This window comes from Streptomyces sp. CA-181903, from assembly GCF_050937075.1.
Lineage (GTDB): Bacteria > Actinomycetota > Actinomycetes > Streptomycetales > Streptomycetaceae > Streptomyces.
Window position 1 is genome coordinate 2,973,157 of record NZ_JBNJLY010000001.1, and the last position, 12,376, is coordinate 2,985,532.

The following is a 12,376-nucleotide window of genomic DNA, read 5'->3' on the forward strand; positions in this document are numbered from 1 at the left end:
ACGGTCGCGCGCGATGTGTACGTGCCCGGCTCGGCGTGAACGTACCCGGCTCGGCGCGTACGGGTCCGGCGCGGCGTGTGTGCGGCTCCGGCGCCGCGCACGGACCATGGAGCCCGGCGCGCGGCGGCCTCCGCGTCCCGGGCCACGGCCGCTGGTTCAGGGGGTACCCGCGAGGGCCAGGTAGACGGCGGCGAAGTCGGTGACGGCCAGCAGTTCGGCGGCGGTTTCCAGGGGGCTCGCGTCCTCGGCGGCCTCCAGCTCGCTGACCGGGGTGTCCCGGTGCAGGGCCAGATCGCGGGCGCCGGGAACGGCCGAGGTGATGTCGGGAGCGCGTTCGCGCAGCAGGACGACCCGGGCGTGCAGCGCCTCGGGGTCCTCGACGCGGTCGCGGAAGAAGTCGTCGGGGTCGGCCCCGGCGGCGAAGGAGCCGGACAGCAGGGCGCTGTGCGCGGTGAGCGCCTCGGGCAGTTCGGCGGCGAGCGCCGGGCGGCCGGCCAGGGCGGCGAGGACGGTCGCGAAGCGGCGTCCCGCGGCGCCCGCGAGGTCGCCCTCGGTCCAGATCAGCGGGAGGCTGTCGGCCAGTTCGGCGGCGAGGGTCTTGGCCGGGTTGCCGTAAGTAGCGGTGGCCGGGCCGCAGCGTTCGGCGAGCCGGTCGAGCCGGTCGGCGAGCGCGTCGAGGGCGGACCTCGGGGCCTCGAACAGGCCGATGCGGTCGGCGAGCGCGAGCAGCGGGGTGAGCAGGGACCAGAGTGTGCCGGGGCCGGTCGGCAGGACGTTCTCGCCGTTCTCGGGGCGCGCGGGGGCGTCGTCGCCGGCCATCGTCGCCTCGTACGGAGTGCTGGTCAGCGGGATGGCCAGGCCGCGGACCTGGGCGGTGGCGTCGGCTAGCGGGGTGCCGGCCGGCGTGACGCAGACGACGGAGCAGCCGCGGCGGTACGCCTGTTCCAGCAGCAGGGCGAGGCCGGGCTCGGTGCCGTCGGGGCTGACGGCGAGGAGCAGGTCGAGGGGGCCGGCCCAGCCGGGGAGCGTCCAGCGCAGGGCGCCGGGCGCGGCCGCGACGCCGGTGGGGCGGAGGTGGGCGACGGGACAGCCGCCGCCCGAGAGCGCGCCCAGCAGTTCGGCCGTCGAGGCGGCGGCCGGGCCGGGTCCCACGACGAGGACGGCGCGCGGGCGCCCGTCGGGGTGCAGGGCCCCGATGCCCGCTTCGTCGGCGTTGCGGGCGGCCGTCCGGACCCGGGCGCCGGACTCGGCGGCGCCGCGCAGCAGTCCGTGGACGTCGGCGCGGGAGAGGGCGTCGGGGTCATCGAGGAGAGACTCGTCGAACACCGTTGATCAGCTCCGATCGCCGTGGTGTGCGGGGTGCCGGCCGGGGCGGCGCGGCTCAGTGGGGGCGTCGGGCCTCGTCCACCAGGAGGACGGGGATGCCGTCGCGGACGGGGTACGCCAGGGCGCAGCTCTCGCTCTCGCACACCAGCTCGGTGGTCTCGTCGGAAGCGTCCGCTTCCTGCCGCAGGGGCGCGTGGCACGCCGGGCAGGCGAGGATCTCCAGGAGGCCGGCTTCGAGCGGCATGGGGGTTCCCTTCGGGAGGTGTGCGTCGGGTGTGCGTCTCTGTGCGGTCAGGGTACCGCCGGACGTCACCCTGGTGACGTCCGGCGGGAAGCCCGGGCCGGCCGGGCGCCCCTCGTGGCCCTCGGGGCCCGGAGCCTCGGGGTCCCGAGAGCCCGAAACCCCAAGACCTCGGAGCCTCAGGCGCGGACGATGGCGAGGACCTCGTCGCGGACCCGGGCGACCGTCTCCTCGTCGCGGGCCTCGACGTTGAGCCGCAGCAGCGGTTCGGTGTTGGAGGCGCGGAGGTTGAACCACCAGTCGGCGGCGGTGACGGTGAGGCCGTCCAGCTCGTCGAGTTCGACGTCGTCGCGGTCCGCGTAGGCGGCGCGGACGGCCGCGGCCCGGCCCGGCTGGTCGGCGACGGTGCTGTTGATCTCGCCGGAGGCGGCGTAGCGGTCGTACTCGCGGACGAGCTCGGAGAGCGGCTTGTCCTGGCCGCCGAGGGCGGCGAGGACGTGCAGCGCGGCGAGCATGCCGGTGTCGGCGTTCCAGAAGTCGCGGAAGTAGTAGTGCGCGGAGTGCTCGCCGCCGAAGATGGCGCCCGTGCGGGCCATCTCCTGCTTGATGAACGAGTGGCCGACGCGGGTGCGGACGGGCTTGCCGCCGTGCTCCTTGACGACCTCGGGCACCGACCAGGAGGTGATCAGGTTGTGGATGACCGTTCCGCCGGGGTGCTTTCCGAGTTCGCGGGCGGCGACCAGGGCGGTGATCGCGGACGGGGAGACGGGGTCGCCGTTCTCGTCGACGACGAAGCAGCGGTCGGCGTCGCCGTCGAAGGCGAGGCCGATGTCGGCGCCGGTCTCCCGGACCTTGGCCTGGAGGTCGACCAGGTTCTTGGGGTCGAGGGGGTTGGCCTCGTGGTTGGGGAACGTCCCGTCGAGCTCGAAGTAGAGGGCGATCAGGTCGATCGGCAGGCCCTCCAGGACGGTGGGGACGGTGTGGCCGCCCATGCCGTTGCCGGCGTCCACGACGGTCTTCAGCCGGCGGATCCGGCCGAGGTCGACCAGGGAGCGCAGGTGGGCGGCGTAGTCGGCGAGGGTGTCCCGCTGCGACAGGGTGCCGGGGGTGGCGACGGGCTCGGGGGCGCCGTTCTCCGACCAGTCCTCCACGAGGGCGCGGATCTCGGCGAGGCCGGTGTCCTGGCCGACGGGGGCGGCGCCGGCGCGGCACATCTTGATGCCGTTGTACCGCGCCGGGTTGTGGCTGGCCGTGAACATGGCGCCGGGCAGGCCGAGATGGCCGCTGGCGAAGTAGAGCTGGTCGGTCGAGCAGAGACCGATCTCGGTGACGTCGGCGCCCCGGGCGGCGGCGCCGCGCGCGAAGGCCCGGGCCAGCCCCGGCGACGAGGGCCGCATGTCGTGCCCGACGACGATCGCGTCCGCCTCCGTCACCTTGGCGAAGGCAGCGCCGAAGAGCTCGGCGAGCGCCTCGTCCCACTGGTCGGGGACCACACCACGCACGTCGTACGCCTTCACGAGCTGCGACAGATCAGCCACGTCTCACCCTCCTGGAGTCCGGTACAGGTCCGGTACAGGTACCCAAACCTACCCGGACCCACCGCCCGTTCCGGCGCCGGACGGCCGACGGGCCCGAGAACCGGGGACGAACCCGGGGCGAATCGGGGACGAAACGGGGGTGGGTCAGGGGTTTGAACGCCTCGCGCGCGCAGATCGGCGAGCTAACCCCGGCACCCGCACGGAACACGCTCCACCAGAGCCCGCGAAGCGCCGCGAACCGGCCGAATGTGACGGAAACGTCAGACACGCCGGCCGGAATTCGCCACCGGAGGACGGGGCTTCGGGGCCGCGGGCGTTCAGGAGTCGGGCGAGCGCAGCACCCTGAGATGGCCCCGGCGGGCGACCTCCATCGGGTTGACGTCGCGCGTGCTGGGACCGACGGGCCCCTTCATCTGGCTGCCGACCGTGCCGGTGGCGGACCCGCCGCCCGCGGCGCGCTCCTGCGGACGGGCCGCCTCCCGCACGGCGTTGGCCAGCGCTTCGAGGTCGTCACTGCTGCGACGGGCGGGGCCGGTGTCCACGGCGAGCCGGACGACCTCCCACCCGCGGGGGGCCGTCAACCGCTCCGAGTGCTCGGCGCACAGGTCGTAGCAGTGGGGTTCGGCGTAGGTGGCGAGCGGGCCGAGGACGGCGGTCGAATCGGCGTAGACGTACGTCAGCGTCGCGACGGCCGGGCGGCCACACGCGGTGCGCGAACAGCGACGTACAGGGCTCACGACGTGGGACGGTACCGCACTCTTGAGCGGGCCGCGACGACTCACTCCTGGCTCACCCCTCCGTGTCGTGCCGGAGCGCCCGGTGGACACCGCCCCCGAACCGCCGGGTCGACCTGCGCGGGGAGGGCGTGGAACACAACGCGCGGCCCTGGAACTCTGTCATCACTCAGCCACCATAGTGTCATTCGGCATGCGATCGACGGTCTCCCCATCGGCTTTATCCGATCGCAAGCAACAACGGAACGCTCATCGGGCGACATCCGATGAGATGCGCGGCTACCGCGCGTACACGGCCGACCGGCGGATACCCTTCGAGGTGATGGACAGCCCCGACAGCCCCGTACCTCCACCGGCCGGTCCGCCCGGGCCGCCCGGCCGGCGCCCGCGCCACCGCGACCGGCACGGCCGCGGCATGCGCGGTCCGATCGCCCCGCCGCAGGTCCCGCTGTCGGTGAGCCGCGCCGAGGCGTTCGTCGACCTCGTCCACGATTCGGCGGAGCGGCTGGAGCGCCGCTGGCCGCAACTGGCGTCGGTGGACTTCGTGGTGCGCGAGGTGCCCGTGCCGGGCGAGGACGGTGAGCCGGGCGAGGCGCTGTTCCTCGACGGCGGCTCGGTCCCGCTCGGCCGGTACGTCGCGGCGCGCGGCGACGACCCCGACCGGATCGTCATCTACCGCCGCCCGGTGGAGATCCGCACCAAGAACCGCGACGACCGGGCGCTGCTGGTGCACGAGGTCGTCGTCGAGCAGGTCGCCGAACTCCTGGGGCTGGCCCCGGAGTCGGTGGATCCGCGCTACGGGCAGGACTGACCGGGGCGGGACGGGTCTCGCCGCCCCGCCCTCGCTAGCGCGTGACCGTCGTCAGGTCCGAGCGCACCGCCGGCGTCTCCACCGTGGAACGGTCGTCCGGGACCGGCTGCACGGTGAACGCCGGGACGCCGTCCTGCGGGAGCGTCAGCGTCCGGGCGGCGTGCACCGGCCCGCCGGAGACCGTCTCCACCGTGAGCGCGTACCCGCCCTTGCCGCCGCCACCCGGAACCGGCGGCTCGACCGTGAGCGTGGTGCCGGACCGGACGGTGTACGTCCGGGTGGCCGGGGTCCCGCCGCCGGCCGCCCACGCCGTGACCTTGACCCGCGCCTCCGCGCCGGGCGCGGCCAGGGACAGCGAGGTGCCCTTGGCCCGGTCGTCCGCCACCGTGCCGCGCGCGCCGACCGGCTCGACCGCCGGGAGGAACGCCGTCTCCTGCTTGTCCCCCTTGCCGCGGGTCACCCGCAGCCCGGCGACGACCTTCCCGCCGTCCTCGGCGGTGAGCAGCAGCGACCCGGTCTCGCCCCGGGCGACGCCGTCCAGTTCGGCCGTCTCCGTGGTGCCGCTCCTGACGTGCAGCGTCTCGTGGCCCGCAGGGGTGATCGAGCCGGTGGGACCCGCGAAGCGGAGCTTGAGGTCGGCGTCGTCGGCGCCGGGCGCGAAGGCGACGAGCCGCACGGAGGTGGCGTCGGCCGGGATGCCCGGGAGGACGGCGGCCGCGGCCGGCTCGGAGGCGGGCAGCCAGTCGCCGCCCTGCTTCTCGTCGGACGCCTGCACCGCCGCGCCGACCCGCCCGGAGCGGGCGGTGACGTGCAGGGTGAGGGCGTCGGCGGGGGTGTCGCTCAGGGTGCTCAGCAGGACGGGCACCGACGAGCGCGGCGGGACGGTGACGCCCTCGCCCGCGGGCGCCGCGACGCGGCCGTCCTTGCCGTACAGCTCCAGGTCGACGACGGCGGCCGCGGCGGGGTCGGGGTTGGTGAGGTGGACGTAGTCCTGGCGGCCCTTGGCCGTGGAGACGCCCGGGAACCAGAACGACGTGTCGGCCGGCGCGCACGTCAGTCCGTGCAGGCCGCGCCCGCTGCCGGCGGCGACGGCCGTGGTCTGCTGCACGGTGTAGCCGGGGGCGAGCGGTCCGTCGGCGGAGCCGAGGAGGGCGGGGGCGTCGGAGCGGTCGGTGGTGGCGGTCGCGGGGGCGCCGGGGGCCTTGAGGGTCAGGACCGGGCCGGTCCCGGCCGCCTTGCCGTCGCCCGCCTTCTTCTCGCCCTTCTCACTCTTCTTCGCCGGCGCCTGGCTCTTCGTCGTCGTCACCGGCAGCAGATCGGCGGGCCGCCGCGCGTCCCGGCCTCCGGTGGCCGCCTTGGCGGTCGCGGGGGCGCCGGGGGAGAACGCCGTGTACGTCGTCTCCGCGACCTCGGACGAGGTCGGCGCCGGGCAGACCACGGCCGAGCGCTGGACCGGCATCCGGGCGGCGGACCTCGTCGCCCGGGCGGTGCCGGTACCGGCGCCGCTCCCGGCGTCGCCCGAGGGCGCGGTGACCACCGCGACGCCGGTGACGGCGGCGAGCGCCGCCGCCGTCGCGAACAGCGAGAGGGTCGTGCGCCCCACTCGCGCCCGCTCGCGCTTCGCTCCCGCCCGCTCGCGCTTCCCTGCTGATCGCTGGCGCTTCACTGCTGCTCGCTCCCGTCGCGGCGGAGGCCGTGGCCGGCGTCGTACGTCGTGTGGTGCCCCTGGCCGTTCTGCCCGCCCTGCCCGCCGGCCCCGTACCCGTACGGGTCGTGCACGCCGTAAGGGCCGGGCGCGGACGAGGCGTCGTACCCGGCGGCGTCCGGGTAGGCACCGGCTTGATGGCCCTGCTCCTGGTACCCGCCCGTCTCCTGCGGACAGGGCTGCGGGGCCTCCTGCGGGTACGCGGCGGACCCGTACGACCCGTAGCCGCCGTAGGAGTAAGGGTCGGTCCCCCAGCCGCCGTCCGCCGGCCCCTGGGCGTACTGCGGGGCGGGCGCCGCGGCGTACGGATCCGCCGCGTAGGGATCGGCGGCCGTGTACGCGTCCGCCGAGGGCTCTTCGTAGGGGTCGGCCGGGACCGGCGCGGACACCGGCGCACCGGTCCCGTCCTCCGCCGCCGCGGTCTGCCGTCCCTCGGCCGCGGCGCGCAGCCGGCGGGCCCGGCGGCCCTCCCCGGCCGGCGCCTGCTCGGGCAGGGACACGGGCTCCGCGACGGGCACCACCGCGTCGGGCAGGTCGTCGTCGACGTGCCGGCGGCGGCCCGGCAGGGCCAGGACGACCAGGACGACGGCGAGCAGCCCCTGGGTCCACACCCACGCGGTCCGGGCGAACGGCGTCTCGTAGGAGAGCGCCAGCCGGCCGCCGCCGGCCGGGAGCCGGAAGCCCTGCGCCCAGCCGTCGAGGGTGACGCGCGGCAGCGGGTGCCCGTCGAGGGTGGCCCGCCAGCCGGGCGCGGCCCGGTCGGCGAGGCGCAGCACCCGGCCGTCCTTCCCGGCGGGGACCGTCGCCCGGGCCCCCACGGGCCCGGAGGGGACGGCCACCGGGTCGGCGCCCTCGGTGACGACGCTCACCCGGGAGACGGGCCGGTCGACCCGCCAGAGCGCGGTGCGCCCCTCCTGGCTGAGCCGGGTGAGGCCGGGGGCGGCGTCCAGGGCGGCGCCGAGGTCCTTGGCGGCGCCGTCGCGGACGAGGACGAAGCCGACGGCGTAGTCGGCGAGGCGGGCGGCCTGGTCGGCGCCGGAGCCGGCGACGAGGTCGGCGACGACGGAGTCCAGCCGCGCGTCCCGGCCGGGCGCCACCGCGTCGTCGCCCATCCGGATGCCGGAGCCGCGGACGAGCGCGTAGGTCAGGTGCGTGGTGTGTCCCGGCTCCTGGGCGAGGACCAGGGTCCTGGCCCGGTCGCGGGTGGTCGCCGCCTCCGCGACGAACGCCGGGACCTGCACCGGGTCCCGCCGCTCCAGCGGCCCCCCGGCCCCGCCGGCCGCCCAGGCGACCGCGGCGGCGAGCGGCCCCGCGGCGGCGGCGAGGGCGACGAGCCCGGCGACGGGCTGCCGCCAGCCGAAACTCTTGGCGGCGACGCGCTCGCGGGCCCCCTCGGCGCCGACCACGGCCGCGGCGGTCAGCGCCAGGCCGTACACCAGGAGGACGGGCCCGGCCCAGGCCGTGTGGTTGACGAGCGCCGCGCAGAACAGTCCGGCGAGCGCGACCGTCCAGGCGGTGCCCACCGCGGTCCGCCGGTCGGCGCGGAGCAGCGCGCCGAGCGCGGCGAGCAGGACGCCGGCGAACAGCAGCCCGCCGAACGTCCGGGGCCCGCCCGGGTCGGCGGTGAGCAGGCGCAGCGGCGCGCCGGTGCCGCCGCCGTACTCCGTCCCCGCCTCGGTGAGGAGCCGGCCGGGGTCCGTGAGCAGCCCCAGTGACCAGGGCGCGAGGACGAGCAGTGGGGTGGCGGCGACGGCGAGCAGGGCTAGCGCGTGCGGGACGAGCCCGCCGCCGCGGGCGCGCAGCGCGAGGACGCCGAGGCCGAGGACGACGGCGAGCGGCCACACCAGCGGGGTGAACGCGGTGGCGACGGTCAGGAGCAGGGCGTACGTCCAGACGGCCCGCCACACCGGCCGGGCGCCCGGCGAGCGGAACCCGCCGGCGGCGACGGCGGCCCGGGCGACGAGCGGGAGCAGGACCGCGAGGACGGCCGTGCCGAGCCGGCCCGTCGCGAGGGCGCCCGTGGTGGCGGGCAGGAACGCGTAGGCGACGCTGCCCCACGCCCGCAGCGGCCGCGAGGCGACGAGCGGGCGGGAGGCGAAGTAGGCGGTCAGCCCGGCCAGCGGGACCGAGCAGACGAGCAGCAGGGTGACGGCGAGGTCCGGCGAGCCGAGAAGCAGGGTGGAGAGGGCCGCGAGCACCGCGAGGTAGGGCGGGGCGCCCGCGGTGCCGCCGGTGCCGACGGCGTGCCAGCCGTCCGCGTACAGCGACCACAGGTCGGACGCGCCCTCCGGCACGGGCAGCAGGGCGCCGCCGGACAGCGCGCCGCCGCCGTACAGCCCGCGGCAGGCGACGGCGGAGACCAGCAGCAGGGCGGTGAAGAGGACGGGGGCGGGCTTGCGGGCGATCCGCCGCAACCGGGCGAACTGCTCGATCTCCAGGAAGTCCGCCTCGTCGCCGCCGGGCCCGGACTCGACGGCGCCGTGCCGGCCCGCCGACCGCGCCTCGGGGTCGGACCGCCCGCCGAAGAAGGCCGCCAGCTGCTCGAACACCACTCTGAGGGTGGCGCCCGGCGGGGGAAGAGGGGCCGCAGCTCCTTGGCGTCGACGGCGCCGGCGCGGCGTCTCCGGGCGGCGCGGACCCGGCCGGGGCGCAGCAGTACCGCGCCCAGGCCGGTGAGTTCGTCGAGGGCCTGGCCGGGGACCTTGCCGACGAGGTGGCCGAGCGCGCTCAGCAGGGTGCCGAGGACGATCCGCAGCAGGACGTAGGGCAGGGCCGCGCCGCGGGTGTTGGCGAGCAGCGCGTAGACGGCGCCCGCCTTGTCGACGCGGTGCGGGGAGGCCGGCCGGCGGCCGACGCAGTCGACCGGGCGGCGCTCCCGGGAGGCGGCCTCGGCGTGCCGGAGGACGGCGTCGGGGGCGACGAGGACGCGGTGGCCGGCGGCGTGGGCGCGCCAGCAGAAGTCGACGTCGTCGCGCATCAGGGGCAGCCGGGGGTCGAAACCGCCGAGCGCCTCCCAGACGTCCCGCCGGACGAGCATGCCCGCGGTGGAGACGGAGAGGACGGACCGCACCTGGTCGTGCTGGCCCTGGTCCTGTTCGCGGCGGTCGAGGCCGGTCCAGCGGCGCCCGCCGCGGGCGACGGTGACGCCCACTTCGAGCAGCTGCCTGCGGTCGTACCAGCTGCGGAGCTTGGGGCCGAGGACGGCGGCGGGCCGTCCCGCGGCGATCTCCTGGTCGGCGACGCGCAGCAGTTCGCGGAGGGCGCCGGGCTCGGGGGCGCAGTCGTCGTGCAGCAGCCACAGCCACTGGACGGGCTCCGCGTCGCGGTCGTGCGCGTCCGGGGACCCGTAGGGGTCGTGGGGGTCGTCGCGCCAGGTGCGGCTGACGGGGTCCCAGCCGCTGGAGCCGGCGAGGTAGGGGAGGTCGTCGGCGGTGGGCGCGGGGGCCGCGCGGACCGCCTCGTCGACGGCGGTGCCGAAGCCGGCGCGGCGGGCGAGGTGCAGGACGCGGTCGGCGCCGAGCGCGTCGGCGAGCAGCCGGGCCGAGTCGTCGTCGCTGCCGGTGTCGGCGGCGACGACCCGCTGGACGGGCCGCTCTTGGCCGAGCAGCCCGGCGAGCGCGTCGGGCAGCCAGCGGGCACCGTCGTGGGCCACGAGCACGGCGGTGACGACGTGCCGGGGGAACGCCGGGGGGTGGCTGAGGTCGAACGCGGGGGTACCGGCCGGTGGGCCGGCGGATCGCTGTGCGCGGACATCGGGTACGGGCCCTCCGGCCGGGGGCGGCCGGGGCGGGAGCGGTCGGCGCTCCCGGGTACGGCCGCGGTGCTGGACTGCGGTGGACGCCCGAGGGCGTCGGTCGTCTCGGACGGCACCCCACCCTAGTGGCTGGGAACGGACCGCTCCGCCCCTCGGCGCGGGGCGCGGACGGCGGCGTCGCACCATGCGAGCAGGCGTTCGACCTGGTGCGGCGGGTGCGCGGGCGGCCCCGGGCGGCGGCCGCGTACGCGCGGTCGTGGGACGGAGGAGCACGGCGGGACGGCGGCGCGGCGCGCTCCGGCGCAGAAGGCCGCGGGCTCGCGCCGGAGGTGGGGTGGGCGGACGTGCGGTGGGCGGCGGTGCGCCGGGCTCAGCGGGTCTGCGGGCCGGGGTTGCCTGGGGCCTGCGGGTCCTGCGGCCGGCGATCGTGCGGGAAGGATCGGCGATCGTGAAGGGAGGCCGGCGCGCGGCCGGCACGGGCCACGGCCCTTCACGGGCTCGGCCGGGCCTCGTCGGTGCGGCCCGGCGGTGACCGGGCGTCAGGTGCCGGGTGCGGCACGGCGTCCGGTGCTGCGCGCCGCCGCGTACGGCGCTCGGCCGGTGACACCCGGGAAACGGCGCTCAAGCGGTGCGCCGGAGATGACGGGGGCTCAGCCCCCTCAGACCGCGGCCTTCTTCAGGCGGCGGCGTTCCCGCTCGGACAAGCCGCCCCAGATGCCGAAGCGTTCGTCGTTGGCGAGTGCGTATTCGAGGCATTCGGACCGGACTTCGCAGGCGAGGCAGACCTTCTTGGCCTCGCGGGTCGATCCGCCTTTCTCGGGGAAGAAGGACTCGGGATCGGTCTGGGCGCACAGTGCGCGCTCCTGCCAGCCGAGCTCCTCGTCCGCCTCCTCGACCAGCAGTTGCTGAAACAGCTCGGTCATGTGCGCCCCTCGTCTGTCATTGCGTCCCCGTGATGCTGCCGTGATCAGGTACGGCAGAACGACACGAGTGAAATTACAAGTGCGCCGATCCGGGCCAGTCAAGCCGAGATCTGCTATTGAGCCCCTTATTCACTCTGCGGAACCAAGGCCGAGCGGAAAGTTGCCAAACCGCCACAAGAGTGGACACATCTCTCGCTCGCCACAGCCGTCCCGCGGCTCCCTTGTCTTCAAGAGGGACGCGAGGGGCGACCGTCCAGTTGCACCGCCCGGAACCGGGCGATGTTTCAACATCAGGATGCCGGGCGATTGTCCCGGCAGCCACAAAACAAACCTCTTTCCGATCTCCGCTACCGGATGAGGTGAAAGATTGGCATCAAACCGGACATCCGGTTGACACGGCGCAACGGATGCCGGTCTCCTTGTCAGCATGCTCGCGACCGCATCCTCCCCGACGTCCGCCCGGACGTCCGTCCCGGGGATCCCCGGCCTGACCCGTTCGTACGGGTCGCGCTGTGCCGTTCAGGCGCGCTGTCGCTGTTCCAGCTGTTGATGCCGCAGAGCTCCGGCTGACGCTTTCCCCTTTCGCCCGGTTCTCCCCGGTCTCGTCACCGCGGTCCCGCCCGTGCTCCGTCGCGGCGGCCGCGTCGTCGACCACCGGACGCGTCCCCGTACGTCCGTAGGTCCCGGCCGGCCCTGTCCGCCGGCCGCCGCGCCGTACGCGTGACGCCCGTACCGCCAGTGCCCCACCGCCCTCCGGCCCCGCGCCTCCCGCCACCCGTCGAGGAACCCCTCTCATGAACAGCGACGTCCAGATCGCCGGCGACCCGCTCGCCCTCCCCCACCTCATGCCGCCGCCGGCCGCCCACCCCGCCACCGTCGCCGAGTTCGCCGGGCTGGCCCGGCGCATCGCCGCCGACCGGGCCGCGTGGTCCCGGCTGGTCCGCTTCGACGCCGGCAGCCGCTGGTACCACCGGCTGCGTACCGGCCCCGGCTACGAGGTGTGGCTGCTGAGCTGGGTCCCCGGCCAGGGCAGCGGACTGCACGACCACGGACGCTCGTCCGGCGTCCTCACCGTCCTCCAGGGCACGCTGACCGAACTGCAGGAGGCGTCCGGGACGGCCGTCCGGCGCCGGCTCGGCGCCGGCGACCAGCGGGTCTTCGCCCCCGGCTACGCCCACGAGGTCGTCAACGACTCCCTCGAACCCGCCGTCAGCCTGCACGTCTACTCCCCCGGCCTCACCGAGATGCCCCAGCACCGCCCGCTCCGCGTCGCGGACGGCCGCCCGTCGGCCGCGCCCGTCCGGTGACACCCCGTCGCACCACCCCTCGGAGGCGCCGGCCGGG

The 12,376-nt window shown here is 76.2% G+C and carries 8 protein-coding genes and 1 pseudogene; 2 read left to right on the plus strand and 7 right to left on the minus strand.

Translation table 11 applies throughout. From position 1 onward, the window contains the following. Positions 1–156: 156 nt before the first annotated feature. From ACQEVS_RS13260 to ACQEVS_RS13275, 4 genes are all read right to left on the minus strand, one after another. The gene (locus tag ACQEVS_RS13260; protein WP_433019700.1) at positions 157–1,326 is read right to left on the minus strand and encodes an SIS domain-containing protein; all 1,170 of its coding nucleotides are present in this window, start codon (positions 1,324–1,326) and stop codon (positions 157–159) included. Between the two features lie 55 nt (positions 1,327–1,381). Further along, positions 1,382–1,570 carry a Trm112 family protein gene (locus tag ACQEVS_RS13265; RefSeq protein ID WP_433019703.1) on the minus strand — a complete coding sequence of 63 codons (189 nt, stop codon included), beginning with the start codon at positions 1,568–1,570 and terminating at the stop codon, positions 1,382–1,384. A gap of 176 nt (positions 1,571–1,746) precedes the next feature. Continuing rightward, the gene (locus ACQEVS_RS13270; protein ID WP_433019706.1) at positions 1,747–3,105 is read right to left on the minus strand and encodes a phosphomannomutase/phosphoglucomutase; all 1,359 of its coding nucleotides are present in this window, start codon (positions 3,103–3,105) and stop codon (positions 1,747–1,749) included. 317 nt (positions 3,106–3,422) lie between these two features. Next, on the minus strand, positions 3,423–3,887 hold the full coding sequence (locus tag ACQEVS_RS13275) for a DUF3499 domain-containing protein (RefSeq protein WP_433019709.1): 465 nt from the start codon (positions 3,885–3,887) through the stop codon (positions 3,423–3,425). Between the two features lie 274 nt (positions 3,888–4,161). On the opposite strand from ACQEVS_RS13275, the gene ACQEVS_RS13280 reads away from it, so the two are divergent. After that, complete coding sequence (locus tag ACQEVS_RS13280; RefSeq protein WP_433027520.1) at positions 4,162–4,650, plus strand: metallopeptidase family protein; 489 nt, start codon at positions 4,162–4,164, stop codon at positions 4,648–4,650. A gap of 34 nt (positions 4,651–4,684) precedes the next feature. Here ACQEVS_RS13280 and ACQEVS_RS13285 read toward each other — a convergent pair whose 3' ends face one another. The 3 genes and pseudogenes from ACQEVS_RS13285 to ACQEVS_RS13295 all read right to left on the minus strand — a co-directional run bounded on the left by ACQEVS_RS13285 (position 4,685) and on the right by ACQEVS_RS13295 (position 11,032). Then, positions 4,685–6,253 (minus strand): DUF5719 family protein, encoded by a 1,569-nt coding sequence (locus ACQEVS_RS13285; RefSeq protein ID WP_433019712.1) that lies wholly within the window; start codon positions 6,251–6,253, stop codon positions 4,685–4,687. A gap of 59 nt (positions 6,254–6,312) precedes the next feature. After that, positions 6,313–10,013: pseudogene (locus tag ACQEVS_RS13290) on the minus strand (glycosyltransferase family 2 protein). Positions 10,014–10,768: 755 nt separating this feature from the next. Continuing rightward, positions 10,769–11,032: a WhiB family transcriptional regulator gene (locus tag ACQEVS_RS13295; RefSeq protein ID WP_004952403.1), complete on the minus strand. Its 264-nt coding sequence runs from the start codon at positions 11,030–11,032 to the stop codon at positions 10,769–10,771. A 794-nt stretch (positions 11,033–11,826) separates the two neighbouring features. Here ACQEVS_RS13295 and ACQEVS_RS13300 point away from each other — a divergent pair. Then, positions 11,827–12,339, plus strand: a complete 513-nt coding sequence (locus ACQEVS_RS13300; RefSeq protein WP_433019715.1) for a cysteine dioxygenase — start codon at positions 11,827–11,829, stop codon at positions 12,337–12,339. Positions 12,340–12,376: the final 37 nt, after the last annotated feature.